Annotated in this window: 20 protein-coding genes; 4 read left to right on the top strand and 16 right to left on the bottom strand. The window is 72.0% G+C overall.

Going from position 1 to position 25,384, the window contains the following annotated elements:
- Window positions 1–35: 35 nt before the first annotated feature.
- From ACWCRJ_RS38335 to rimP, 9 genes are all read right to left on the bottom strand, one after another.
- On the bottom strand, window positions 36–989 hold the full coding sequence (locus ACWCRJ_RS38335; protein WP_450943634.1) for a bifunctional riboflavin kinase/FAD synthetase: 954 nt from the start codon (window positions 987–989) through the stop codon (window positions 36–38).
- 134 nt (window positions 990–1,123) lie between these two features.
- Window positions 1,124–4,936, bottom strand: coding sequence for a trypsin-like peptidase domain-containing protein (locus tag ACWCRJ_RS38330; protein WP_450943633.1), 3,813 nt, complete (start codon window positions 4,934–4,936; stop codon window positions 1,124–1,126).
- Between the two features lie 264 nt (window positions 4,937–5,200).
- The gene (gene truB, locus ACWCRJ_RS38325; RefSeq protein ID WP_450943632.1) at window positions 5,201–6,115 is read right to left on the bottom strand and encodes a tRNA pseudouridine(55) synthase TruB; all 915 of its coding nucleotides are present in this window, start codon (window positions 6,113–6,115) and stop codon (window positions 5,201–5,203) included.
- Complete coding sequence (gene rbfA, locus ACWCRJ_RS38320; RefSeq protein ID WP_450943631.1) at window positions 6,112–6,558, bottom strand: 30S ribosome-binding factor RbfA; 447 nt, start codon at window positions 6,556–6,558, stop codon at window positions 6,112–6,114. Before rbfA ends, truB begins: the two co-directional genes overlap by 4 nt.
- A 60-nt stretch (window positions 6,559–6,618) precedes the next feature.
- On the bottom strand, window positions 6,619–6,912 hold the full coding sequence (locus tag ACWCRJ_RS38315; protein ID WP_046913123.1) for a DUF503 domain-containing protein: 294 nt from the start codon (window positions 6,910–6,912) through the stop codon (window positions 6,619–6,621).
- Window positions 6,913–7,108: 196 nt separating this feature from the next.
- Entirely contained in the window at window positions 7,109–10,249 is a 3,141-nt protein-coding gene (infB, locus tag ACWCRJ_RS38310) for a translation initiation factor IF-2 (RefSeq protein WP_450943630.1), read from the bottom strand.
- Window positions 10,250–10,396: 147 nt separating this feature from the next.
- Window positions 10,397–10,693 carry a YlxR family protein gene (locus ACWCRJ_RS38305; protein WP_450943629.1) on the bottom strand — a complete coding sequence of 99 codons (297 nt, stop codon included), beginning with the start codon at window positions 10,691–10,693 and terminating at the stop codon, window positions 10,397–10,399.
- Between the two features lie 148 nt (window positions 10,694–10,841).
- Entirely contained in the window at window positions 10,842–11,828 is a 987-nt protein-coding gene (gene nusA, locus ACWCRJ_RS38300; RefSeq protein WP_013000332.1) for a transcription termination factor NusA, read from the bottom strand.
- A 2-nt stretch (window positions 11,829–11,830) separates the two neighbouring features.
- On the bottom strand, window positions 11,831–12,349 hold the full coding sequence (gene rimP / locus ACWCRJ_RS38295; protein WP_450943628.1) for a ribosome maturation factor RimP: 519 nt from the start codon (window positions 12,347–12,349) through the stop codon (window positions 11,831–11,833).
- Between the two features lie 257 nt (window positions 12,350–12,606).
- On the opposite strand from rimP, the gene ACWCRJ_RS38290 reads away from it, so the two are divergent.
- The 3 genes from ACWCRJ_RS38290 to ACWCRJ_RS38280 are packed head-to-tail and all read left to right on the top strand — an operon-like array spanning window position 12,607 to window position 14,583.
- A complete protein-coding gene (locus ACWCRJ_RS38290) occupies window positions 12,607–13,170 on the top strand; it encodes a hypothetical protein (RefSeq protein WP_450943627.1) in 564 nt (187 codons plus the stop codon).
- A complete protein-coding gene (locus tag ACWCRJ_RS38285) occupies window positions 13,167–13,622 on the top strand; it encodes a ferritin-like domain-containing protein (protein ID WP_450943626.1) in 456 nt (151 codons plus the stop codon). Before ACWCRJ_RS38290 ends, ACWCRJ_RS38285 begins: the two co-directional genes overlap by 4 nt.
- A gap of 28 nt (window positions 13,623–13,650) precedes the next feature.
- Entirely contained in the window at window positions 13,651–14,583 is a 933-nt protein-coding gene (locus tag ACWCRJ_RS38280) for an aminoglycoside phosphotransferase family protein (protein ID WP_450943625.1), read from the top strand.
- 148 nt (window positions 14,584–14,731) lie between these two features.
- On the opposite strand, the gene ACWCRJ_RS38275 is transcribed toward ACWCRJ_RS38280, so the two are convergent.
- From ACWCRJ_RS38275 to dxr, 6 genes are all read right to left on the bottom strand, one after another.
- Window positions 14,732–16,438, bottom strand: coding sequence for a proline--tRNA ligase (locus ACWCRJ_RS38275; RefSeq protein WP_450943624.1), 1,707 nt, complete (start codon window positions 16,436–16,438; stop codon window positions 14,732–14,734).
- 90 nt (window positions 16,439–16,528) lie between these two features.
- Window positions 16,529–17,059: a GNAT family N-acetyltransferase gene (locus tag ACWCRJ_RS38270; RefSeq protein ID WP_450943623.1), complete on the bottom strand. Its 531-nt coding sequence runs from the start codon at window positions 17,057–17,059 to the stop codon at window positions 16,529–16,531.
- A gap of 96 nt (window positions 17,060–17,155) precedes the next feature.
- A complete protein-coding gene (locus ACWCRJ_RS38265; RefSeq protein ID WP_450943622.1) occupies window positions 17,156–18,010 on the bottom strand; it encodes a GNAT family N-acetyltransferase in 855 nt (284 codons plus the stop codon).
- Between the two features lie 242 nt (window positions 18,011–18,252).
- A complete protein-coding gene (gene ispG / locus ACWCRJ_RS38260; RefSeq protein ID WP_005479680.1) occupies window positions 18,253–19,389 on the bottom strand; it encodes a flavodoxin-dependent (E)-4-hydroxy-3-methylbut-2-enyl-diphosphate synthase in 1,137 nt (378 codons plus the stop codon).
- 277 nt (window positions 19,390–19,666) lie between these two features.
- The gene (locus tag ACWCRJ_RS38255; RefSeq protein WP_450943621.1) at window positions 19,667–20,971 is read right to left on the bottom strand and encodes a M50 family metallopeptidase; all 1,305 of its coding nucleotides are present in this window, start codon (window positions 20,969–20,971) and stop codon (window positions 19,667–19,669) included.
- Window positions 20,968–22,251, bottom strand: coding sequence for a 1-deoxy-D-xylulose-5-phosphate reductoisomerase (gene dxr / locus ACWCRJ_RS38250; protein WP_450943620.1), 1,284 nt, complete (start codon window positions 22,249–22,251; stop codon window positions 20,968–20,970). Before dxr ends, ACWCRJ_RS38255 begins: the two co-directional genes overlap by 4 nt.
- 200 nt (window positions 22,252–22,451) lie before the next feature.
- Here dxr and ACWCRJ_RS38245 point away from each other — a divergent pair, with 200 nt between their 5' ends.
- The gene (locus tag ACWCRJ_RS38245) at window positions 22,452–22,907 is read left to right on the top strand and encodes a lamin tail domain-containing protein (RefSeq protein ID WP_450943619.1); all 456 of its coding nucleotides are present in this window, start codon (window positions 22,452–22,454) and stop codon (window positions 22,905–22,907) included.
- A 133-nt stretch (window positions 22,908–23,040) separates the two neighbouring features.
- Here ACWCRJ_RS38245 and ACWCRJ_RS38240 read toward each other — a convergent pair whose 3' ends face one another.
- A complete protein-coding gene (locus ACWCRJ_RS38240; protein ID WP_450943618.1) occupies window positions 23,041–24,981 on the bottom strand; it encodes an acyl-CoA dehydrogenase family protein in 1,941 nt (646 codons plus the stop codon).
- Between the last annotated feature and the right edge of the window lie 403 nt (window positions 24,982–25,384).

Genomic DNA, 25,384 nt, shown 5'->3' with positions numbered 1-25,384 from the left:
CTCCGACTTCGGACGGCCGGAGCCGACCGGCTTCGCTACTCCGGCCGGTACGCCGCGATCAGCTCCCGGCACCTCTTCACGTCCTCGCCCATCGCCACGAGCAGCGCGTCCAGCGAGTCGAACTTCGCCTGGCCGCGCACGAAGGCGAGGAAGTCGACGGCGGCGTGCAGGCCGTAGAGGTCGAGTCCGACGCGGTCGATGGCGTACGCCTCGACCGTGCGCTCGGTGCCGTCGAACTGCGGGTTCGTGCCGACGGAGATCGCGGCGGGCATGGCCTCGCCGTCGATGTGCAGCCAGCCGGCGTAGACGCCGTCGGCGGGGATCGCGGTGTGCGGGAGGGTCTCGACGTTGGCTGTCGGGAAGCCCAGTTCGCGTCCGCGCTGCGCACCGCGGACGACGACGCCCTCGACGCGGTGGGGCCGGCCGAGGATCTCGCGCGCGCCCTCGACGTCGCCCTCGGCGACCAGTCGCCGGGTCAGGGTCGAGGAGAACGGCTGTCCGCCGCCCACCTCGCCGGTGACGACCAGGTCGACGACCTCGACCTCGAAGTCGTACGTCTTGCCCTGCTCGGCCAGGAACGCCACGTCTCCGGCGGCCTTGTGGCCGAAGCGGAAGTTGGGGCCCTCGACGACGGCCTCGGCGTGCAGCCTGTCGACCAGGACCTTGACGACGAAGTCGGCCGGGGACAGCCGTGAGAACTCGGAGGTGAACGGCAGGATCAGCACCGCGTCCACTCCCAGGTCCGCCATGAGTTCGGCACGGCGGTGGTGCGGGGCGAGCAGCGGCGGGTGGGTGCCGGGGCGCACGACCTCGCTGGGGTGCGGGTCGAAGGTCACGACGACGGCGGGAACGCCCCGTTCGCGGGCGCGTTCCACGGCGTGCCGGAGCATCAGCTGGTGCCCGCGGTGCACCCCGTCGTAGGAACCGATGGTGACGACGCTGCGCCCCCAGTCCTCGGGGATGTCCTCCAAGCCACGCCAGCGCTGCACTGTGACCGCTCCTCGTCGAACCCGTGTCCGTATTGACGCCTAACCCTTGCGCAGGTCTAAGGGTGCCATGCCCGGTGCTCTCGGCCCGCATCGGCATCCGTGCTGTGACCCGGAGCACGGGAAGTCGGCCCGGTTCACGCGGGTACCCGCACCCCCTGTACGCCCGCCAGGTTCTCGATCATCCGGCGGGTGCTCGGCCCGACCACCGCCGCCCACTCCTGGGGTGTGCCGCTCAGCCAGCCCGCCACCAGCCCCGCGAAACCGGGCACATGGCGGGCCAGGTCGACGAGCGCCCAGTCGAACCGGGTCGCCCCTTCCGGCGTACGGACGAGCAGCAGTCCGACCCGGTGGACCAGCAGGCGGGTGGCCGCGGCGTCGTCCGTCCCGTCCCTGCCGTCCCGCGTCCCTTCCGTGTCCGGGGTCACGCCGCGCGCGGCGGCCGCCCGCAGGAGGGCGTCGAGGACGGACGGGTCCCGCTCGGTGGCCATCACCAGGTCGAGCAGTTCGCGCCGCAGGGGGCCGGAGGCAGGGGTGCCCGGCTCGGCGAAGACCGCCGCGAGGGCCGCGCGGACCTGCACGGGACCGTCCACGATCAGGCCACTGACCAGAGGGAACAGCACGGCGCGGGTCCCCGGACCGTGCTCCAGCCTGCGGTCGACGTACGCGGCCACGTGCCCGGCCACCTCCGGGCGCCGCTCGACGACCTCCCGGACCAGGACGGTGACGCGGCGCGCGAGTCCGGGCGTGGTGACCTCGGCGAGGGTGCGCAGGGCCTCGCCGTCCGCGCCCTCGGCGCCCGGGGTACGCAACCGGGCGCGGAAGGCGTCGAGGACCGGGTCCGGGTGGGTGGCGAGCGCGGTGACCAGGGCGCTCGCGGGCAGTTGCGGGTCCCCGGCCGCGAAGCGTTCCAGCGCCTGCGGCAGATACCGCGGCCGGGTCAGCGGATCCCGTACGAGCAGGGCGAGGGCACCGCTGTGCAGGGTGACATCGGCGGGGCGGCCCAGCAGGGCGAGCGCCGCGTGGCGCAGCAGCCCGCGGTCGGCCTCCGTGTCCACGTGCGGAGCGGTCCGCAGTCCGTACGCGAGCCCGGCGACCCGCCGGGCCGGGCGGTCGTCGTGCGCCCATCGGTCGACCGCCCGGCACACCGCCGAGGGCTCCTCCTCGGAGAGCACCGCGAGCAGTTCGTCGCCGCGCCGGTGCGCGTTGTCGACCAGCGCCTCGGTGAGGTCGTCCAGGGCGCATCGCCGATGGGTGTGCAGCAGCGCCTGCGCGGCTGTCGCGACAGTGGCGTCGGGGGTCGCGACCAGCGGAGTGTCGTCGAGGAACCAGCGGGTGAGCAGCGGTTGCACGACGGCTGGGCGGGCCGCGAGGAGCCGGGAGACCACGTCCAGGTAGCGGGGCCCCGCGCCGGTGGCCGGGTCGGCGACGACCAGGCGTCGTAGCAGGTCGAACCGTTCCGCCTCGGGCAGCGGCAGCGCCGCCCAGAAGTCCGGCCCGAACTCCCCCGGCACGCCCCGGCCCTGGGCCCGCCAGGCCCCGATCCGCTCGGTGAGGAAGCGCAGGACCCGGGTGTACGGCGTCGCGTCGGGCACCCGGAGCAGCACCTCGGACAGGAGACGGGTGGCCCACCAGGTGGGGTCGTCGGGGGCCGGGGAGCCCGGCGGCAGCAGTACGTCCAGGGCGTCGAGCAACTCCTCCAGGCGCCCGGCGAGTTCGGTGGGGCCCTGGTGCCGGGCGAGGAGGAGCAGGGCGTGGACGACGGGGCCGACACGGTGGCGGGGCACGGGGAGATCGCGGGTGGCCCGGCGGGCATGGCGGCGGACACGGGCCTCCGAGGGCATCGTGCCCCAGCCGCGCCGTGCCTCGGCCTGCGCGACCCAGCCCCGGTGCACCAGCGCGTGCAGGGCCGCGTCGAGGTCCAGGTGGGCGCCCTGGATCCAGTCGGCCAGCTCCTCGTGGGCGAAACGGTAGCCGTCGCCCGCCGGGACGAGCAGTCCCTCGGTGAGCACGGCCGAGGCCCAGCCGGTGGTGCCGCCGAGCCGCCGCCCCGGCACCGGCCCCCAGGGGAACACCGCCTCGAACGCGGTCCGGTCCAGCTCCCCCTGGCCGGGGCCCAGACATCGCCGGGCCGCCTCGTGCACCTGCCCGGCGACCTGCGCCGCGAGCCGCCGCACGGCAGTCCCCCGCACTCCGTTCACCGCGGCGAGCCGCACGGCGACGCGCAGACACATCAGATCCAGGTAGGCACCCAGCACCTCGTCCCGGCCGGGCCGTCCCGAGGGGGCGCGGGAGGCTCCCGCGGCGGCGGAGGGTGCCGCGGCGTGGTGCGGCCCGGCGAGGGCGCCATCCTCGCCGGGCCGTCCGCCCGGGGTGGCCGGGAGCGCCGCCCGCACCTCGGACAGGAGCCGCAGGGTGAGCGGGTGCCGGGCGTCGGGCCCGGCGAGCGCGTCCTCGGGGAGCCCGTACCGGAGCCGGGCCCGCCGGGCCTCGCTCTCCGTCAGGTCACCCAGCCGTACGCAGGCGGGCAGCGACTCCTCCTCTCCGCCGGCCGCCTGCCCGTGCAGCAGCTCCGCCGGGAACCGCGCCCCGGCCCGTTCCCAGTACTCGGCGCGGCAGGCCACCACGAGCCGAGCCCCGTTCTCCCGCAGCCACCGTGCCGTCCCGGCGGTCCACTCGGCCAGCCGGTGCGCGAGCGTCGGCGGCATCTCCTCGGGCCCGTCGAGAAGCAGCAGCAGGGGCCGTCCCTCCGCCACGGCGAGCCGGGCGAGCCGCTCGGGCCGGATGTCCCCCAGCTCACCGCCGTACCGGCCGGACGAGGACCGTCCCGCCTCACCGAGCCCGTCCTCCGCAGCCGCAAAAGTCCCTGGCGCCCCGGACCCCTGCGGGGCCGTCGAGGCCGCGAACGCCGCCGGCGCCCGGCCCCCGTGCCCCGCCGACGCCGACGCCGCCACGATCCGCCCCGCCCGCTCCAGCGCGCGTCGTGCCGCGTCCGCCACGGAGTCGTCGTCGGACAGGAGGTCGGCGCCGCGGAGCCACAGGGTGGGCGCGGGCTCGGGGCCCCGGCCGCGCCGGGCGGCGAGGGCGGCCAGCTCTGTCGTACGCCCGCTGCCGGGTGGGCCGACGAGGCCGAGGACCATGGCGGGGCCGTCGACGAAGGCGGTGAACTCCCTTACGACATCGGCGCGTTCGACCGGGTCACCGGCCGCCGCGACGGCTCCGAGTCCCGGCCCCGGTCCGTCCGATCCCACGGTGGTGGCCGTGAGCTCCAGCACCCCGGCCAGGTTGAGATCGGTGCCGTACGCGCCCACGGTCGCCGCGTTGCGGGCGAGCAGCTCGGCCAGTGGCCGCTCGGCTCGCCAGCCGCGCAGGGGCACGGCGAAGCCGGTGGTGCGGTGCGCCGCCTGAAGCGCCGTGCCGAGCACGCCCACCACGGCGCCGGTGGTCATGTCGAGGACGGGTCCGCCGGCCGCGCCGCCGCCCAGCCGCAGCGCCTCGCTTCCGGCCGTCCCGATCGCCAGCTCCAGGGCGCCGCGCAGCAGATGGAATCCGTCGGTCGCCGTGTACGTGACATCCGCCGTGCCCAGCACCCGTGCCTCGCGCCAGCCGCCGGCCGCGATGCGGACGTACGCGCCCGTCGCGACCTCGTCCCGCAGGGCGAAGGGCAGCGGGTCCACGCACAGCCCCTCGGTGCGGATGAGCGCGAGATCGAGGGCGGGCAGCGGAGTCACCGCGTCGGAGGTCACCACACAGACGCGGTCGCCGGTGGCGTGCACCACGATGCGGGCCAGTCCGTCCACCGCCTCGTGGCTGGTGACGACCGTGCCGTGGTGGTCGGCGACGAAGCCCGTGCCGCGTGGTCGTCCCGCCAGATCGCCGACCCGCACCAGGACTTCGTCCCGCGCCGCCCGACGGCCGTCGTCGGTCGCCCGACGGCCCCGTACCGCCATGTCCTGACCTCCCCGTCGTACCTGTGTTCCGACGGTAGGCACGTGAAGATCAGCGGAACAGATCGCGCGGCGAACGCGCCCCCTTCCGCTCCCTCGGTTCACTCCGAGCGCCTGCACGAAGGGGTGAATAGCCCCGGGCAGATGGATACACCTCTGGGTGGGGGAACCGAGGGGGGAACGTGGAGCGGCGGGAACAGCGGTCCCCGTGACCGCCGCTCCACGCTCGGCTCCGGCAGGTGCCCGCACCCCTCGGGGTGCCGTCCCCTAGCCGAAGACGGCCAGGCTCTTGGCCTTGCCCTTCTGGCTCTCCACCAGGGCCAGGAAACGGCCGGTGGGGTCGAAGACGGCGACGGCCCCGCGCTCGGCGTACTCCTCGGGCATCTCCAGCCGCACCCCGTTCAGCAGCAGCCCCGCCCGCCTGTCGTCCACGTCCCAGCGGGGGAACGCGGCGTCGGCGGCCTCGGCGACCGGCATCACGGTCAGCTCCTGCTGCAGCTGGTCGAGGGTCCGCGCGGAGTCCAGCTTGTACGGCCCCACGCGGGTGCGGCGCAGCGCGGTGAGGTGGCCGCCGACACCGAGCCCGGCGCCCAGGTCGCGGGCGAGGGCGCGGATGTACGTCCCGGAGGAGCACACCACCGACACCACGAGGTCGAGCACCGGGGTGCCGTCCTCGGCGACGGCGTCCCGGACGTCGTACACGGCGAAGGAGGAGATGGTGACGGGCCGGGCGGGAATCTCGAAGTCCTCGCCGTCCCGGGCCCGCTTGTAGGACCGCACGCCGTCGATCTTGATGGCGCTGACCTTGGACGGCACCTGCATGATCCGTCCGGTCAGCTCCGCGACTCCGGCGTCGACGGCTTCGCGGGTGACCTTCGACGCGTCGACCGACGCCGTGATCTCGCCCTCGGCGTCGTCGGTGAGAGTCGTCTGCCCGAGCCGGACGGTCCCGAGGTACTCCTTCTCCGTGAGCGCGAGGTGACCGAGCAGCTTGGTCGCCCTCTCCACTCCCAGGACGAGCACTCCGGTGGCCATGGGGTCGAGCGTCCCCGCGTGCCCGACCCGCCGGGTCCGGGCGATGCCGCGCATCTTGGCGACGACGTCGTGCGAAGTGAAGCCCGACGGCTTGTCGACGATGACAAGGCCGTCGGGCGTGGTGTTCTTCTGGCGCTGCTCGGTCATTCGGCGGCGTCGTCCTCGTCGTCGTCCGGCTTGCGGTACGGGTCGGCCTCACCGGCGTACTTCGCGCCCGACGCGCTCTCGCGCACCTGGGCGTCCGAGGCGCGCGCCTTGTCAAGGAGGTCGTCGATGGTCTTGGCGGTGTCCGGGAGGGCGTCGGCCACGAAGGTGAGGGTCGGTGTGAACTTCACCTGAGCGGCCCGCCCGACCTCGGAGCGGAGGATGCCCTTGGCGCTCTCCAGCCCCGCGGCGGCGGCCGCCCGCTCCTCGTCGTCCCCGTACACCGTGTAGAAGACGGTCGCCTCCCGCAGGTCCCCGGTCACCCGGGTGTCCGTGATGGTGACGTGGGAGCCGAGCCGCGGGTCCTTGATCCCGCGCAGCAGCTTCTGGGCCACCACCTCTCGGATGAGGTCCGCCAGCCTCTTGGCACGCGCGTTGTCGGCCACTGGTCCGTCTCCTAGCTCGTTCTGCGTTACTGCTGGTTCTTGAATGGTCTCTGCGACCGGTCAGTCGTCGTCACCGTGCAACCGCCGTCTGACCGAGAGCAGTTCGATCTCGGGACGCCCCGCGACCAGCCGCTCGCACCGGTCGAGTACGTCGGTCAGGTGCCCCGTGTCACCCGACACCACCGCCAGCCCGATCACGGCCCGGCGGTGCAGATCCATATGGTCGACCTCCGCCACGCTCACCGCGAACTTGCGGTGCAGCTCGGCCACGATCGGGCGGACGACGGAGCGCTTCTCCTTCAGCGACCGTACGTCGCCGAGCAGGAGATCGAAGGACAGAGTCCCCACGTACATGTGTGTGTCCGGTTCACCCGCCGGTACGGGATAGACGGCCCGGCCGCATCGCGGGCGGGAACATCAGAACCGTACATCGAAAGGCGCGGACCCTCGACGGGATTGTTCGTGGGGCCCGAGGGGGCGAAGCCCCCAGGAACGGCCACACCGGCCGGGGGTGAACAGGTCACCCCCGGCCGGCATGGACCACCGCTGGTTACGACCGCGGCTTCTCGCGCATCTCGTACGTCGCGATGACGTCGTCGATCTTGATGTCGTTGAAGTTGCCGAGGTTGATACCGCCCTCGAACCCTTCGCGGATCTCGGTGACGTCGTCCTTGAAGCGACGCAGACCGGAGATGGTGAGGTTCTCCGCGATGACCTTGCCGTCGCGGACGAGTCGAGCCTTCGTGTTGCGCTTGACCTCGCCCGAACGGACCAGGACACCGGCGATGTTGCCCAGCTTGGACGACTTGAAGACCTCGCGGATCTCCGCCGTGCCGAGCTCGACCTCCTCGTACTCCGGCTTGAGCATGCCCTTGAGGGCCGCCTCGATCTCCTCGATGGCCTGGTAGATCACCGAGTAGTACCGGACGTCGACGCCCTCGCGCTCCGCCATCTGCTGTGCGCGGCCCGCGGCGCGGACGTTGAAGCCGATGACGATGGCGTCGGAGCCGGTCGCCAGGTCGATGTCCGACTCGGTGACCGCACCCACACCGCGGTGCAGGATGCGGATGTCGACCTCTTCGCCGACGTCGAGCTGGAGCAGCGAGGACTCGAGGGCCTCCACCGAACCGGACGCGTCGCCCTTGATGATGAGGTTGAGTTCCTGCACCAGACCGGCCTTGAGGGCCTCGTCCAGGTTCTCCAGGGAGAACCGGACGCCACGCCGCGCGAAGTTGGCGTTGCGCTCGCGCGCCGCGCGCTTCTCGGCGATCTGACGTGCCGTGCGGTCCTCGTCGACGACGAGGAAGTTGTCGCCGGCGCCCGGGACGTTGGTGAGACCGAGCACGAGGACGGGGGTCGAGGGACCCGCTTCCTCGACGTTGTTGCCGTTGTCGTCGAGCATCGCCCGGACTCGGCCGTACGCGTCGCCGACCACCATCGTGTCGCCGATGCGCAGCGTGCCGCGCTGGACGAGGACGGTGGAGACGGCACCGCGGCCGCGGTCGAGGTGGGACTCGATCGCGATGCCCTGCGCGTCCTGCTGGGGGTTGGCCCGCAGGTCGAGCGAGGCGTCCGCGGTGAGGACCACGGCCTCCAGCAGGGAGTCGATGTTCAGCCCCTGCTTGGCGGAGATGTCGACGAACATGGTGTCGCCGCCGTACTCCTCGGCCACCAGACCGAACTCGGTGAGCTGACCGCGCACCTTGGTCGGGTCGGCGCCCTCGACGTCGATCTTGTTGACCGCGACCACGATCGGCACACCGGCCGCCTTGGCGTGGTTCAGCGCCTCGATCGTCTGGGGCATCACACCGTCGTTGGCCGCCACCACGAGGATCGCGATGTCGGTCGACTTGGCACCACGGGCACGCATGGCGGTGAACGCCTCGTGGCCCGGGGTGTCGATGAAGGTGATCCTGCGCTCTTCGTCGTTGACCTGGGTCGCGACCTGGTACGCACCGATGTGCTGCGTGATACCGCCGGCCTCGCCCGCGACGACGTTCGTCTTGCGGATGGTGTCGAGGAGGCGGGTCTTACCGTGGTCGACGTGACCCATGACGGTGACGACCGGCGGACGGACCACCAGGTCCTCCTCGTCGCCCTCGTCCTCGCCGAACTCGATGTCGAAGGACTCGAGCAGCTCGCGGTCCTCCTCCTCGGGGCTGACGATCTCGAGGATGAAGTTCATCTCGTCCGCGAGGAGCTTCAGCGTCTCGTCGGAGACGGACTGCGTGGCAGTGACCATCTCGCCGAGGTTCATCATCACGCCGACGAGCGACGCCGGGTTGGCGCCGATCTTCTCGGCGAAGTCGGTGAGCGACGCACCGCGCGACAGGCGGACGGACTGTCCGTTGCCGCGAGGCAGCATCACGCCGCCGACCGACGGGGCCTGCATGGCCTCGTACTCCTGACGCCTCTGCCGCTTCGACTTGCGACCACGACGCGCGGGACCACCGGGACGGCCGAAGGCGCCCTGCGTGCCACCACGGGCACCCGGACCACCGGGACGACCACCGAAGCCGGGACGACCGCCGCCGCCACCGGGACCACCGGGACGACCGGCGAAACCGCCGCCACCGCCACCGGGACCACCCGGACGACCGGCGAAACCGCCGCCACCGCCACCGGGACCACCCGGACGACCGGCGAAACCGCCGCCGCCACCGGGACGACCGCCGCCGCCACCGGGACCACCGGGACGACCGCCTCCGCCACCGGGACCGCGGCCGCCGGGGCCACCGCCGCCGGGACGCGGACCGGCAGCCGGACGCTGCGGCATCATGCCGGGGTTCGGACGGTTGCCGCCGGGGCCGCCGCCGGGACGGGGCGCCTGCGGACGGGGCATGCCGCCCGGAGTGGGACGGGCACCGCCCGGACCGCCCTGGGGACGCGGAGCGCCACCGGGACCGCCCTGCGGACGGGGAGCCTGGCCGGGAGCCTGCGGACGCGGACCGCCGCCCTGGGCGCCGCCGGGGCCGCCGGGCCGCGGAGCGCCGCCCGGACGGGGCGCCTGCGGGCGTCCCATGCCGGTGGAGCCACCGGAGGTGAAGGGGTTGTTGCCCGGACGCGGACCGGCCGGACGGGCACCGCCCGGCTTGGGCGCGCCGGCGCCACCGGGGCGCTCGGAACGCTGGCCGCCGGGACGCGGACCCTGACCGCGGTCGCCACGGTCCTGACGGTCCTGGCCGGGACCGCCCGGACGCTGACCACCGGGACGCGGCGCTGCCGGACCGGGACGGGCGCCCGGACGCGGAGCGGACGGCGCGGAGGCGGCGGCCGGAGCCGACGGGGGCGCCTGGAACTCGGGCACGCTCGGGGCCGGGGAGGCCGGAGCGGGCTTCGGCGCCGGCGGCTTGGGACCCGGCAGCGGGCGCGGGCCCGGGGCCGGAGCCGACGCGGCGGGCTTCTCCGCGGCGGGCGGCTTCGGTGCGGCCGGACCCGGGCGCGGGGCGGCCGGACGTGCGGCCTGCGCGGGAGAGGGTGCCGCCGGACGAGCCGGGGCGGCCTTGCGCGGCGCGGGCTTGCCGCCGCCGCTGCCCTGCTGGAGGGCGTCAGTCAGTTTGCGTACAACGGGCGCCTCGATCGTCGAGGACGCCGAACGGACGAATTCACCGAGCTCTTGGAGCTTGGCCATGACGACCTTGCTCTCAACCCCGAACTCCTTGGCGAGTTCGTATACCCGGACCTTAGCCACTTCGCTCCTTTTTAGGTCCGGGTGCGTCCGGACCGTCGCTACTTCATGGGCGTACTCATCGCGTGCTCATCGAGTGCTCATCGCAATCTCGACCTACTTCCAACTCGCGGGGTACCAGGGCCGCACGGAGGTTCCGTGCGACGCGTCTTACGGTGTTGCCTGTTCGGCAACTGTTGTCTGCTCCACGTATCGGCGCAACGCCTTTGTGTCGAGCGCTCCCGGGGCACGCAGCGCCCGCGTGAACGCCCGGCGGCGTACCGCCAGGTCGAGACAGACCTGGGCGGGGTGCAGGTACGCACCCCGGCCGGGCAGCGTACCGCGATGATCGGGGACGCATTCGTCCTCGATCGCCACGACCCGCAGCAGTTCGGTCTTGGCCGATCGCTGCCTGCACCCCACACAGGTGCGTTCAGGGCATGCGCGGGCGTGCGTCCGGCCAGACACTGCTAAGTCTACCTCCCCGCACCGACCTCACCCCTTTGGGGCAAAAATCGAACGGTTGTTGTCGTGATCCAAACGACATGCGGCTTGGATCTGTTCCCCGGCCCCCGGAACCTTCCCGGGTGACCCGTTCGGACGTCCGATCGGGTGATTACTCCGACGGCTGCTCGGTGTCCGGCCGGATGTCGATCCGCCAGCCGGTGAGACGGGCGGCGAGGCGGGCGTTCTGGCCCTCCTTGCCGATCGCCAGCGACAGCTGGTAGTCGGGCACCGTCACCCGCGCGGAGCGGGCCGCGAGGTCCACCACCTCGACCTTGGAGACCCGGGCCGGGGAGAGCGCGTTCGCCACCATCTCCGCCGGGTCGTCCGACCAGTCGACGATGTCGATCTTCTCGCCGTTCAGCTCGCCCATGACGTTGCGCACCCGGCCGCCCATCGGGCCGATACAGGCGCCCTTGGCGTTCAGGCCGCTGCGGGTGGAGCGGACGGCGATCTTCGTGCGGTGACCGGCCTCGCGGGCGATGGCGGCGATCTCGACGGACCCGTCGGCGATCTCCGGCACCTCCAGCGCGAAGAGCTTCTTCACCAGGCTGGGGTGGGTGCGGGAGAGCGTCACGGAGGGACCGCGCACGCCCTTCGCCACCCGGACGACGTACGAACGCAGCCGCATGCCGTGCTGGTACGTCTCGCCCGGGACCTGTTCCTGCACCGGCAGGATGGCCTCCAGCTTGCCGATGTCGACGAGGACGTTCTTCGGGTCGCGGCCCTGCTGGACCACGCCGGTGACGATGTCGCCCTCACGCCCCGCGTACTCGCCGAGCGTCGCGTCGTCCTCCGCGTCCCGCAGCCGCTGCAGGATCACCTGTTTGGCGGTGGTGGCGGCGATGCGCCCGAAGTCCGACGGGGTGTCGTCGAACGCGCGTGCCTCCTGCCCCTCCTCCAGGTCCTCGGGGTCCTCCTTCGCCCACACGGTCACATGGCCGGTCTCCCGGTTGAGCTCCACGCGCGCGTGACGGCGGCTTCCCTCGGTGCGGTGGTAGGCGATGAGGAGGGCCGCCTCGATCGCCTCGACGAGCAGGTCGAAGGAGATCTCCTTCTCCCGTACCAAGCCCCGCAGGGCGCTCATGTCGATGTCCACGGCTACGCCTCCTCCTCTTCCGTCATGTCCTTCTGGTCCTTCTTGTCCTTGCGGTTGAACTCGACCTGGACGCGGGCCTTGTCGATCTGGTCGAAGGCGAGCCGGCGGGTGGTGGCCTTGCGGCCCTTCACGCCGGGCACTTCGAGGTCGAGGCCGTCGTCGTCCACGGTCAGGATTCTGGCGACCAGTTCCCCGTCCTCGCGGAGCGTGAACTTCACCAGCCGGTCCACGGCACGCCGGTAGTGGCGGTGCTCGGTGAGGGCGCGCTCGGCGCCCGGCGTCCCGACCTCCAGGGTGTACTCCGTCTGGCCCATCGCGTCCGTCTCGTCCAGCTTGGCCGAGAGCGCGCGGCTGACGTCGGCGACCGCGTCCAGATCCGCGCCCTCGTCCGAGTCGACGACCACGCGCAGCACCCGCTTGCGTCCGACCGAGTCCACTGCGATCTCTTCGAGATCGAGGCCCTGGGAGCGTACGAGCGGTTCCAGCAGTTCTCGCAGCCTCTCGCTCTGGGTGGTGCTCATCCGGGTGACTCCTCGGCCGCGTGTGCTGTTGTGGGTAGGGCGCGTGTCAGGTCAAAGGGTAGCCGCTCCACTGGGGTGTTGCCGTCCGCCTCCGGCCCCGGGCGGTGGCCGCGGGAGGGCGGGTACGGGTGGGGTGCGGCCTGCCGCGCGGTTCCCCGTCCCCCTTTGGGGCGCGCTGGTGGCGCCCTTGGATCACATGCGCGGGTACCGTGATCGCACCGCTTCTTTGTTCGTACGACCTCCCTAGGACGTCTGCTGTGTCGTTCAGCCTGCCGTCGCGTGCCCTGTCGGGGCCGCGCAGAAGGAGTTTGCTCGTCGGGGCCGCCGGTGCGGGCCTGCTCGTGGGGTGCTCGTCCGGAGGTGAGGGGTCGGACGTCGCCGGAGGCGGTCCGTCGGCCGTGGAGCGGGCACGCGCGCGTGTCGCCCGGGACAGCGAGGCGCTCGTCGAGCGGTACGACGCCGTCGTCGCCGCGCATCCCGATCTGGCGGCGCTGCTGACACCGCTGCGGGCAGAGGTCGTACGGCACGCCAAGGCGTTCGGGGGCGGAAAGGCGGCGGGTGGCGGGAAGGCGGGCGCGAACAAGGCCTCCGCTTCTCCGTCCGCCTCTGCTTCCGGCTCCTCCTCCGCGTCGGCGTCCCCCTCGCCCGTGCCCGAGAACCCCGGAGCCGCCCTCGCCGGGCTGGCCGCCGCCGAGCGGAAGCTCGCCGACCGGCGGGCCAAGGCGTTGCTGGAGGTGCCGGGCGAGGTGGCGCGACTGATGGCTTCCGTGGCGGCGGCGGGGGCCGGGCACGCGTACATGCTGACGGAAGGTGCGAAGTGAGCGACGGGGAGCTGAAGGCGGTCCAGGCGGCGCTCGGGGCCGAGCACGCCGCGGTGTACGGGTACGGCGTCGTGGGCGGGAAGATCGGCGAGGCGCGGCAGAGCGAGGCGCGGACGGCCTACGACGCGCACCGGGCCCGCCGGGACCGGCTCATCCGGGTGGTGCGGGACCTGGGCGGTGAGCCCGCCGTGGCGGCGGCCGGATACACGCTGCCCTTCCAGGTGACCGATTCCGGCTCCGCCGAACGGCTCGCCGCCGAGCTGGAGGAGCGGGTGGCCGGTGTGTACTCCGACCTCGTCCGGGCATCCGAGGGTGACCGGCGGAGCGCCGCGGCCGAGGCCCTGCGGGAAGCGGCGGTGCGGGCGGTGCGGTGGCGGGGCACGAGCGTAGCCTTCCCTGGTCTGGCCGAGCGGACGGCCGCCGCGGGTCCGTCGGCCGCACCGCACTCCTGATCACGGTCCGGAAGGGAACGACTCGCACATGGCGCGCAGGGCTTTCGAGGACTTCGAACCGCCGCAGCGGCTTGTGCGGGCGCTGGCCGAGACCCGGCGGCCGGACGGCGGTGACGGGATCGGCGCATGGCTGGAAAGCCTCCCCGAACTACTGCAACAGGCCGTCGATCTACGCGAGTTGACCGTCGAGCGGGTACAGGCTCCCGGTGGCCGCAGCAGTCTCGTGGTCCTCGTACGGCTGATCGACGGCACTCCCGCCGTGCTGAAGGTGGCGCCCGAGCGGGCCCGGCCGGAAAGCGAGCGGGCGGCCCTCGCGCACTGGGACGGGCGGGGCGCCGTGCGGTTGCTCGACCCCGGGGACGGGCACGGTCTGCTGCTGCTGGAGCGGCTGCGTCCCGATCTGTCGGTGCGTTCGCTGCCCGAGGCGAAGGCGTTGCTGGAGGCGGCGGCGACCTTGCGGCGGCTGTGGGTCGAGCCGCCCGGGGCGCAGGTCTTCGAGACCGTGGCGGGGCGGACGGCGCGGCAGGCCGAGCTGATGCGGTCCGGCTCCGCCGGTGACGGGGAGACCGGCGCCCTGGTCGACGCGGCTCTCGCCGTGCGGGAGGAGCTGCTCGCGGACGCGCCCGAGGAGCGGTTGCTGCACGGGACGTTCCGGCAGAGCAAGGTGCTGGCCGGGGAGCGCCTGCCGTGGCTGGCGGTGGGGCCGGACCCGGTGGTGGGTGAGTGTGCGTTCGATCTCGCCCGCCTGGTGCGGGATCGGGTGGAGGATCTGATCGCGTCGCCGTCGGGGGCGGCGATCACGCGGCGGCGGGTCAGGAAACTGGCCGAGTCGTTGGACGTGGATCAGGAGCGGTTGCGCGGGTGGACGCTGTTCCGGGCCGTGGAGTCCGGGGTACGGGCGCTGCGCGTGGGGCGGCCGAGGGATGCGGAGTTGCTGCTCGAGTTCGCCGGGTGGCTCTGACCGGTTCTGACGGTGAGCCGGTTCACCGGTCGTCATGGCCGTTCCCCGACCGGAGGGGCGTTCTGTCACGCCCTGCGATCGGGGAACGGTCCGCAAGCGACCTGTGGGGTACCTACGGGGCCCGCCCGGAGGATGCTCGGCGCGTCCTCTAGGCGGCGGTCAGGCGGGCGATCGCCTCGTCGACCGTCAGCTCCTCACGCTCACCGGTGCGGCGGTCCTTCAGCTCCAGGACGCCCTCGGCGGAGCGGCGGCCGGCGACCAGGATCTTCGGCACACCGATCAGCTCGGAGTCGGTGAACTTCACGCCAGGGGAGACACCGGCCCGGTCGTCGACCAGGACGCGGAGGCCGGCGGCCCGCAGCTTCTCGGAGACGTCGAGGGCCAGTTCGGTCTGGAGGGCCTTGCCCGCGGCGACCACGTGGACGTCGGCCGGGGCGACCTCGGCGGGCCAGCACAGGCCCTTGTCGTCGGCGGACTGCTCGGCGAGGGCGGCGACCGCGCGGGAGACGCCGATGCCGTAGGAGCCCATGGTGACCCGGACGGGCTTGCCGTGCTGACCGAGGACGTCGAGCTTGAGGGCGTCGGCGTACTTGCGGCCCAGCTGGAAGATGTGGCCGATCTCGATGGCGCGGTCCAGCTTGAGCCCGGTGCCGCAGTTCGGGCAGGGGTCGCCCTCCTGGACGACCACGACGTCGACGTACGCGCCGACCTCGAAGTCACGGCCCGCGACGACGTTCTTCGCGTGGGTGCCCGGCTTGTTGGCGCCGGTGATCCAGGCGGTGCCCGGCGCGACGCGCGGGTCGGCGATGTAGGTGACCTTCTCGCCGAGGCCCTGCGGGCCGACGTAGCCGCGGACCAGGTCGGGGCGGCCCGCGAAGTCCGCCTCGGTGACCATCTCGACGACCGCCGGGGCGAAGTGCGCCTCGACCTTGCCCATGTCGACCTCGCGGTCGCCGGGGACACCGACGGCGACGATCTCGCCGTCGACCTTCACGAGGAGGTTCTTGAGGGTGGCGGAGGCCTCGACGCCGAGGTGGGCGGCGAGGGTCTCGATGGTCGGGGTGTCGGGCGTCGGGATCTCCTCGAGGGCGGCCACGCCCTCGGCGTCCACCGGCTTCAGCTCGAACGTGATCGCCTCGGTGTTGGCGGCGAAGTCGCAGGCGGGGCAGTCCGCGAAGGTGTCCTCGCCGGCGCCGGCCGGGGCCAGGAACTCCTCCGACTTGGAGCCGCCCATCGCGCCCGCCGTGGCGGCGCAGATGCGGTAGTCGAGACCCAGACGCTCGAACACCTTCTGGTACGCCTGACGGTGCAGGGCGTACGACTGGGCGAGGCCCTCGTCCTCGGTGTCGAAGGAGTACGAGTCCTTCATCAGGAACTCGCGGCCGCGCAGGATGCCGGCGCGGGGGCGGGCCTCGTCGCGGAACTTGGTCTGGATCTGGTAGAGGATCACCGGCAGGTCCTTGTAGGAGGATGCCTGGTCCTTCACGATCAGCGTGAAGATCTCCTCGTGGGTGGGGCCGAGGAGGTAGTCGCCGCCCTTGCGGTCCTTGAGACGGAACAGCTCGGGGCCGTACTCGTCCCAGCGGCCGGTCGCCTCGTACGGCTCCTTCGGCAGCAGGGCGGGGAGCAGGACCTCCTGGGCGCCGATCGCGTCCATCTCCTCGCGGACGATGCGCTCCACGTTGGCGAGGACCTTCTTGCCGAGCGGCAGCCAGGTCCACACGCCGGCCGCCGTGCGGCGGACGTATCCGGCGCGGACGAGGAGCTTGTGGCTGAGCACCTCGGCGTCCGCCGGGTCGTCGCGCAGCGTCTTCGCCATCAACTGGGACATGCGCTGGACCGGTGGGTTCGCCATGATTCTCGTACTCCTGCTGCGGATCGGGTGATGGCGTGAGGTTAGCGGGGGTGAGCGTGCCCGTGGAAATCCGCCGGTGCGGGTACGGCGCTACCTGCGGCGCAGGGGGAGGGGGGCGCCCATCACCGCGTACGGCTTGGGGGCGCTGGGGAAGACGACCTGGCGGGCGAGGTCGGTGTAGCCGAGGGAGCGGTAGAGGCCGCGGGCCGGGCTGTCGACGTCGATCGCGGAGAGGATCGAGCGGGGTTCGGCCGCGCTGTCGGTGATGGTGGTGATGAGGGCCCGGCCGACGCCTTGGTTCTGGTGGCGGGGGTGCACGTGCAGTTCCGTGATCACGAAGGAGTCGTCGAGCCAGTGGTCGTGGTGGAGGGCGCGGAGGTAGGGCTCGACGACGGTGGACCACCAGTGGGTGCGGTCGTTGGGCATGCCGTAGACGAATCCGACGAGCCGTCCGGCGGCGGTGGCGCCGAGGGCACGGGCGCCGGGGTACGTCATGTGGCGGAGGACGATCTGGCGGCGGACCGCCACCTCGTCGGGGCCGAGCCCGAAGGCGATCGCTTGGACGGCCAGTGCCTCGTCTACGTGGGCGGAGAGGTCCAAGGGGCCGATGACGAGGTCCATGCGGGGACTGTACAGGGGGGTACCGGTGGTGTGCCGGGTGCGGGCGGGATGTGGCTGGTCACGCGGTACCCCGCGCCCCTCACGGGGCCCGGCTGCTCAGAACAGGACGCTCATGAACGCGCCGACCTCTTGGAAGCCCACCCTCTGGTACGTGCGCCGCGCCGCCGTGTTGAAGTCGTTGACGTACAGGCTGACCAGCGGGGCGACGTCGGCCAGGGCGTAGCGGAGGACCGCTGCCATGCCGGGGGCGGCCAGGCCCTGGCCGCGGAACTCGGGGGCCACCCAGACACCCTGGATCTGGCAGGCGCGGGGCGTCGCCGCGCCGATCTCGGCCTTGAACAGGACGCGGCCGTCGGGGGCGAGGCGGGCGAACGAGCGCCCGGAGCCCACGAGTTCGGCGACCCGGGCCTGGTAGAGGAGGCCACCGTCGCCGGCCAGCGGAGAGACGCCGACCTCCTCGGTGAACATCGCGACGCACGCCGGCATGATCGTGTCCATCTCGTCCTTGCGGATACGGCGGACGTAGGGATCGGGGACGACGTCGGCGGGGTCCGGGAGCCGGTCGGTGACCATGAGGGGCTGGTGGGAGCGGACCTCGCGGGCCGGGCCCCAGCTGGGTTCGAGCAACCGCCAGAGCTGGGCGGTGGGTTCGGCGGGGCCGACGACCGAGGAGCAGCGGCGCCCGGCCCGGCGGGCGCGGTCGGCGAAGGCGCGCACGGCGCGGGGGGTGGCGCAGATGGGGACGAGGTTGGCGCCGGCGTAGCAGAGGGAGGTGAGGGCACCGTCCTCGTACCAGCCCCACATCTCGCCGCCGAGCCGCCAGGGATCCAGGCCGGCGACCTGGACGCGGGACGTCACGAAGGCGTTCGCGACGGGGTCTCGGTCCAGGACGGCGAGTGCGGCGTCCAGGTCACTCGGTTCGAGGACCCTGGTGGTGGTCTGGGTCAACACGTGCGGGGGCCTCACCCTGGGGTCTGCGCTGGTCTTGGCACGATACCCTGCCGGGCTGTGGCGGGGCGCCCTGCGGCTGCGCCGCGGCCGGGGCGCCTGATGGCTCGGGGGCTCCTGTGCCTTGGCGGGTGCGGCTGCTTCGTGGCTTGTCGCGCCCACGTGGCGGAGCCGCACATGGAAACAGCCCCGCGCCCCTGAGGACGGCCCTGCCGGGCCTGTCTTCAGAGGACGCCAAGCCCTCCTCAGCCCGCCACCGCCACCGTCGGCTCGCCCGAGGTGATGCCGTCCGCCTCCATCTGCTCGGCGATCTTCATCGCTTCCTCGATGAGGGTCTCGACGATCTTGGACTCGGGGACGGTCTTGATGACCTCGCCCTTGACGAAGATCTGGCCCTTGCCGTTGCCGGAGGCGACGCCGAGGTCGGCCTCGCGGGCCTCGCCGGGGCCGTTGACGACACAGCCCATGACGGCGACGCGGAGGGGGACCTCCATGCCGGTGAGGCCGGCGGTGACCTCTTCGGCGAGCTTGTAGACGTCGACCTGGGCGCGGCCACAGGAGGGGCAGGAGACGATTTCGAGGCGGCGGGGCTTCAGGTTCAGCGACTCCAGGATCTGGTTGCCGACCTTGATCTCCTCGACCGGCGGGGCCGACAGGGAGACGCGGATGGTGTCGCCGATGCCCTCGGAGAGCAGCGCGCCGAAGGCGACGGCCGACTTGATGGTGCCCTGGAAGGCGGGGCCGGCCTCGGTGACGCCGAGGTGGAGGGGGTAGTCGCACTGGGCGGCGAGCTGACGGTAGGCGTTGACCATGACGACCGGGTCGTTGTGCTTGACCGAGATCTTGATGTCCCGGAAGCCGTGCTCCTCGAAGAGGGAGGCCTCCCAGAGGGCGGACTCGACCAGCGCCTCGGGGGTGGCCTTGCCGTACTTCTGCAGAAGGCGGCGGTCCAGGGAGCCGGCGTTGACGCCGATCCGGATCGGGGTGCCGTGGTCGTTCGCCGCCTGGGCGATCTCCTTGACCTTGTCGTCGAACTGCTTGATGTTGCCCGGGTTGACGCGGACGGCGGCGCAGCCGGCCTCGATCGCGGCGAAGACGTACTTCGGCTGGAAGTGGATGTCGGCGATGACCGGGATCTGCGACTTGCGGGCGATCACGGGAAGCGCGTCGGCGTCGTCCTGCGTGGGGCAGGCGACGCGGACGATCTGGCAGCCGGACGCCGTCAGCTCGGCGATCTGCTGCAGGGTGGCGCCGATGTCCGACGTACGCGTGGTGGTCATCGACTGGACCGACACCGGGGCGTCTCCGCCGACCGCCACGGACCCGACCTGGATCTGCCGGCTCTTGCGGCGCTCGGCGAGCTTGGTCGGAACGGACGGCATGCCGAGAGAAATGGCAGTAGTCATCTGCTGTGCAACCCCAAGTTGTGGATCAGGATCGGGTCCCGGTACGCGCGGGCTCCAGGCTTCGAGATTACGGCACGGGCGGGGACGCGGGCACGCCCCCACCTCGAACCCACTCGGCGGGGGACCCCCATCGTCCGTAAACCCACCCGTTGGGGATACCCGCCGCGATGTTCGGGCGCGGGTGACCGGTTCGTGCGCGAACGACGGCGGCCGGGCCCACCGCGGGGGCCCGGCCGCCGTGAACCGCGGGTGGCTAGGAGATGCGCACCGGGTTCACGAGGTCCGCGATCAGCACGAGCAGCGTGAAGCAGACGAAGATGCCGGCCACCACGTACGCGACGGGCATCAGCTTGGCCACGTCGAACGGGCCGGGGTCGGGCCGGCGCAGCACCTTGGCCGTGTTCCGGCGCAGTGACTCCCACAGGGCGCCCGCGATGTGCCCGCCGTCGAGCGGGAGCAGCGGGAGCATGTTGAACAGGAACAGGGAGAGGTTGAAGCCGGCCAGCAGGATCAGGAAGCTGGCGAGCTGCTGGGTGGCGGGGATGTCCATCGTGAAGATCTCGCCGCCGACGCGGGCCGCGCCGACCACGCCCATGGGTGAGTCCGCCTCGCGCTCGCCGTCGCCGAAGGTCGCGTCCCACAGGGCGGGGACCTTGCTGGGAAGGGCGATCAGGGACTCGACGCCGTTCTCCATCATGTCGCCCATGCGGTCGACGGACTGGCCGAAGGAGAGCGGGAGGACGTCGGAGGCGGGGGTGAAGCCGAGCCAGCCGGCGTACACGTACTCGTCCTTGACGTAGCCGCCCTGGCCGTCGGTCTGGCTGACCTGGTTCTTGATGAGGGTGGGGGTCAGGTCGACCTTCTCGCCCCCCCGGTCCACGGTGAGCGTGACCTGCTTGCCGGGGTTGTCGCGGATGTCGGCCTGCAGGGCGGACCAGTCCTCGACCGGGGTGCCGTCGAAGGCGACGATCTTGTCGCCGGGCTTCAGGCCCGCCGCCTTGGCGGGGGCCTCCTTGTCGCTGTCCTTGCACTTCGAGCGGTTCTCACTGGCGGAGATGACGCAGTCCGAGACCTTGCTGACCGTGGTCGTCGAGGTCTGGGCGCCGAAGGTCATCATCACGCCGAGGAAGATCACGAAGGCCAGGATCAGGTTCATGAAGGGTCCGGCGAACATCACGATGACGCGCTTCCACGGCTTGCGCCGGTAGAAGAGGCGGTCTTCGTCCCCGGGCTGGAGCTCCTCGAAGGAGGCCGCGCGGGCGTCCTCGATCATGACGCGCCACGGGGAGGTCGAGCGGCTCTCGATCCTGCCGTCCGGGCCGGGCGGGATCATGCCGATCATGCGGATGTAGCCGCCGAGCGGGATCGCCTTGACGCCGTACTCGGTCTCGCCCTTCTTCTTCGACCAGATGGTCGGGCCGAAGCCCACCATGAACTGGGGCACGCGGACGCCGAAGAGTTTGGCGGTCGAGAAGTGGCCCAGCTCGTGCCACGCGATCGAGAACGCCAGGCCGATCACGAAGACCACTATGCCGAGGATGAACATCAGGGTCGTCATGCACGGGCCTCCGCGGTCGTCCGCTCGGTGGGTTTGCCGGTCGAGGTGGTCGAGGTGGTCAGTTCGCGGGCCCGGGCGCGCGCCCATGTCTCCGCTTCGAGGACGTCCGCCACCGTCAGGGAAGTTCCCGAGGCGGGGGTGCCGTGCTCCTCCACCACCCGTGTGACGGTCTCCATGATCGCGTCGAACCGGAGACCCCCGTGCAGGAACGCGTCGACGCACTCCTCGTTCGCCGCATTGAACACCGCCGGGGCGGTGCCCGCGAGCTGTCCCACGTGGCGGGCGAGCCCGACCGACGGGAACGCGTCGTTGTCGAGGGGGAAGAACTCCCAGCTGGACGCCTTGGTCCAGTCGAAGGCGGGCGCGGCGTCCGGGACGCGCTGCGGCCAGCCGAGGCCGATGGCGATGGGCCCGCGCATGTCGGGGGGCGTCGCCTGGGCCATCGTCGATCCGTCCGTGAACTCAACCATCGAGTGGACATACGACTGGGGATGCACGACGACCTCAATGCGGTCGAAGGGAATGTCGTAGAGGAGGTGCGCCTCGATGACCTCCAGGCCCTTGTTGACCAGGGTCGCGGAGTTCACGGTGATGACCGGGCCCATGGCCCAGGTGGGGTGGGCGAGGGCGTCGGCGGGTGTCACGTCGGCCAGCTCGGCCTTCGTACGGCCCCGGAACGGGCCGCCGGAGGCGGTGACGACGAGCTTGCGCACGTCGGCCCGGGTGCCGGAGGCGAGGGCCTGGAAGAGGGCGGCGTGCTCGGAGTCGACCGGGATGATCTGGCCGGGCTTCGCCACCGCCTTCACCAGCGGGCCGCCGACGATGAGCGACTCCTTGTTGGCGAGCGCGAGGGTGCGGCCCGCCTCCAGGGCGGCGAGGGTCGGGGCGAGGCCGATGGAGCCGGTGATGCCGTTCAGCACGGTGTGGCAGTCGGAGGAGGCCAGGGCCGTGGCCGCGTCCGGGCCCGCCAGGATCTCGGGGAGGGCCTCCCCCGCGCCGTAGGTGGCGGCCAGGGCCTCGCGCAGTGCCGGTACGGCGTCCTCGCGGGCGACGGCGACGGTCCGCACACGCAGCCGGTGCGCCTGTTCGGCCAGCAGCTGCACCCGCCCTCCGGCGGCCGAGAGCCCGGTGACGCGGAAGCGGTCCGGGTTGCGCAGGACGAGGTCGATGGCCTGGGTGCCGATCGAGCCGGTCGATCCGAGGATCACTACGTCCCGTGCGCCGTCGACCGGGTCGAAGACGAGATGCGGATCGGCGAGAGGGGCTGGACTGTCGCTCATCCCCCCATTGTGGCCGCATCCGGCGTCCGGCAGGACCGCGCGCCCCCTTGATGACCCACTTCGTGCCGTGTGCGGTTGACGAGCCCATTTCTCCGTTTGTGAAGCACGCGTGAAGGCGGGGTGATATGACTTCTCCCTTGCTGATCCGATTGTCGTATCAGCCGATCACGAACGTGTGAACAAGGATCCTGGGGGGATTCATGCGCAAGCGCATACGCGCCGCCGTGCCCGCGCTCGCCGGAGCGGTGGCCCTGACCGGCACCCTGCTGAGCAGCCCGGCGGAGGCCGCGGGGGGTGTGGTCATCTACCGCGTGTACTTCGACAGTCCGGGCAAGGACACGCGGACCAACGCGCAGTACAACGCCGAGTGGGTGCAGATCAAGAACACGAGCTCGTCGGCGATCTCGCTGAAGGGCTGGGTGCTGAAGGACCTCGACAACCACAAGTACACGTTCCCGAACATCAAGATCGGGGCGAAGAAGTACATCAAGATCCGCACGGGGTCGGGTACGGACACCACCGCGACCAAGTACCAGAACCGCAAGGCCTATGTCTGGAACAACACCAGCGACACGGCGAAGCTGCTGAAGGCGAGCGGAGCGAATGCGGACTCCTGCTCGTGGACCACGCGGGACGCCAGCGACAAGTACTGCTAGTCGCGCCTTCCGGGGTGCCGCGCCCGGTCGTCGGGCGGGTGCGGCGCCGCGGGGGCCGCTCGCGCAGTTCCCCGCGCCCCTGAAGACGGCCCTGCGGGCCGATCCTCATGAGGCGCGGGGTGACGTTGTCAGGTCACTGGATGCGCCGGTGGACGTTCTCCTTCTCGCTCGGGCCGGGAGTCGCGTCCGCGATCCAGGGGCCCTCGCCGGACGGGTCGATCACGCCCTCCTCCAGCCACTCGTAGGCGCCGCCGAGGACGCCCTTGACCACCTTGCGGTCGAGATCGTCGGTGTTGCTCCACAGGCGGCCGAAGAGTTCCTCGACGCGGATGCGGGACTGACGGCAGAAGACGTCGGCGAGCTGGTAGGCCTCCCGGCCGTGGTCGCCCTGGCTGCGGAGCAGTTCGGCGCGGACGACGGCCGCGCTCATGGCGAAGAGTTCGGCGCCGATGTCGACGATCCGGCCCAGGAAACCCTGCTTGGTCTCCATCCGGCCCTGCCAGCGGGACATGGCGTAGAAGGTGGAGCGGGCGAGCTTGCGGGCGCCCCGTTCGACGTAGCGCAGGTGCGCGGAGAGGTCGGGATGGCCCGCGGGGTGGAAGTCGCCGTACGTGCGCGGGAGTTGGCCCGGGCCCGCGACCAGCTTGGGCAGCCACTTGGCGTAGAAGACGCCCGCGTTCGCGCCGGCCTTCGCCTTGTCGGAGAGGGACTTCTCCGGGTCGATCAGGTCGCCGGCCACGGTGAGGTGGGCGTCGACGGCCTCGCGGGCGATCAGCAGGTGCATGATCTCCGTGGAGCCCTCGAAGATCCGGTTGATGCGCAGGTCGCGCAGGATCTGCTCGGCGGGGACGGCCCGTTCGCCGCGCGCCCGGAGGGAGTCGGCGGTCTCGAAGCCCCGGCCGCCGCGGATCTGGACCAGCTCGTCGGCGATCTTCCAGCCCATCTCGGAGGCGAAGAGTTTCGCGAGGGCGCCCTCGATCCGGATGTCGTTGCGGTCCTCGTCGGCCATCTGCGAGGAGAGGTCCAGCACCGCTTCGAGGGCGAAGGTGGTGGCGGCGATGAAGGAGATCTTCTGCCCGACCGCCTCGTGTTGGGCGACCGGCTTGCCCCACTGCTCACGGGCCGCCGACCATTCGCGGGCGATCTTCAGGCACCACTTGCCGGCGGCCACGCAGGACGCCGGGAGCGAGAGCCTGCCGGTGTTGAGGGTGGTGAGCGCGATCTTCAGGCCCGCGCCCTCGGGGCCGATGCGGTTGGCCGCGGGGACCCGGACCTGGTGCAGACGGGTGACGCCGTTCTCGATGCCGCGCAGGCCCATGAAGGCGTTGCGGTTCTCGACGGTGACGCCGGGCGAGTCGGTCTCCACCACGAAGGCGGTGATGCCGCCCTTGTGTCCGTCCGACTTCGGCACCCGCGCCATGACGACGAGGAGGTCGGCGACCACGCCGTTCGTCGTCCAGAGCTTCACGCCGTCGAGGAGGTAGTCGTCCCCGTCGGGCACCGCGGTGGTGGCGAGGCGGGCCGGGTCGGAGCCGACGTCGGGCTCGGTGAGGAGGAAGGCGCTGATGTCGGTGCGGGCGCAGCGCGGCAGGAACTTCTCCTTCTGTTCGGGGGTGCCGAACAGCTTCAGCGGCTGCGGTACGCCGATCGACTGATGCGCCGAGAGCAGGACGCCGATGGCCGGGCTGGCCGAGCCCACCAGGGCCAGCGCCTTGTTGTAGTACACCTGGGTGAGGCCGAGACCGCCGTACTTGGGGTCGATCTTCATGCCGAGGGCGCCGAGTTCCTTGAGGCCGTCGATGACCTCGTCCGGGATCCGGGCCTCGCGCTCGATCAGTGCGCCGTCGACCTTCGTCTCGCAGAAGGCGCGGAGCTTGGTCAGGAACTGCTCGCCGCGCCGGACGGCCTCGTCCGTGGGCAGCGGGTGGGGGTGGATGAGGTCGAGGCGGAACCGGCCGAGGAACAGTTCCTTGGCGAAGCTGGGCTTGCGCCAGGCCTGCTCCCGGGCGGCCTCCGCCACCTGGCGGGCCTCACGTTCTGTGACGACGGGTTTCTTGAGGGGTGGGGCGGACATGAGGCTCACCTCGCCGCGAATCGGGATCTCGTACCGGATGGGTACCTGAATGGTTACCGATGGGTGCTACCCGATCGTTGGTACCCGATTCGGGATGAGCCCGCCACCCCTCGCGTGCACGCTCGGCCGCTTCGGCCGGCCCGCGCGCCCCCGGCGGCCGATACCGGCGCGTGCGCCCGCGTCGTGCGCGGTGAGGCCGTCGGGGCCCGGCGAGTTCTAGACTGTGGCCGACGACAGCGCCCCGCAGGGGCGCGGGGGAACCGCGCGAGAAGCCCCACGGACCCGCCGCCCACCCCACCCACCCCCACCCCTTTTCCTTGGGCGTGCGGCGAATTATCGAAGCGCTTCGACAACCTATGGACACCCATCCGGTGCCGAGCTACTGTCGTGCCACCCTCACTCG

Source organism: Streptomyces sp. NPDC002324 (assembly GCF_053593335.1).
The sequence above is the reverse complement of the archived record's forward strand: the minus strand, read 5'-3'. Positions and strand labels throughout refer to the sequence as shown.

Bases quoted from the DNA above. Each gene is read 5' to 3' on its own strand.
- ACWCRJ_RS38330 (WP_450943633.1), bottom strand. From the start codon at position 4,936: ATGGCGGTACGGGGCCGTCGGGCGACCGACGACGGCCGTCGGGCGGCG.
- truB (WP_450943632.1), bottom strand. From the start codon at position 6,115: ATGACCGAGCAGCGCCAGAAGAACACCACGCCCGACGGCCTTGTCATC.
- ACWCRJ_RS38315 (WP_046913123.1), bottom strand. From the start codon at position 6,912: ATGTACGTGGGGACTCTGTCCTTCGATCTCCTGCTCGGCGACGTACGG.
- rimP (WP_450943628.1), bottom strand. From the start codon at position 12,349: ATGAGCACCACCCAGAGCGAGAGGCTGCGAGAACTGCTGGAACCGCTC.
- ACWCRJ_RS38280 (WP_450943625.1), top strand. From the start codon at position 13,651: ATGGCGCGCAGGGCTTTCGAGGACTTCGAACCGCCGCAGCGGCTTGTG.
- ACWCRJ_RS38275 (WP_450943624.1), bottom strand. From the start codon at position 16,438: ATGGCGAACCCACCGGTCCAGCGCATGTCCCAGTTGATGGCGAAGACG.
- ACWCRJ_RS38270 (WP_450943623.1), bottom strand. From the start codon at position 17,059: ATGGACCTCGTCATCGGCCCCTTGGACCTCTCCGCCCACGTAGACGAG.
- ispG (WP_005479680.1), bottom strand. From the start codon at position 19,389: ATGCCGTCCGTTCCGACCAAGCTCGCCGAGCGCCGCAAGAGCCGGCAG.
- ACWCRJ_RS38255 (WP_450943621.1), bottom strand. From the start codon at position 20,971: ATGACGACCCTGATGTTCATCCTCGGCATAGTGGTCTTCGTGATCGGC.
- dxr (WP_450943620.1), bottom strand. From the start codon at position 22,251: ATGAGCGACAGTCCAGCCCCTCTCGCCGATCCGCATCTCGTCTTCGAC.
- ACWCRJ_RS38245 (WP_450943619.1), top strand. From the start codon at position 22,452: ATGCGCAAGCGCATACGCGCCGCCGTGCCCGCGCTCGCCGGAGCGGTG.
- ACWCRJ_RS38240 (WP_450943618.1), bottom strand. From the start codon at position 24,981: ATGTCCGCCCCACCCCTCAAGAAACCCGTCGTCACAGAACGTGAGGCC.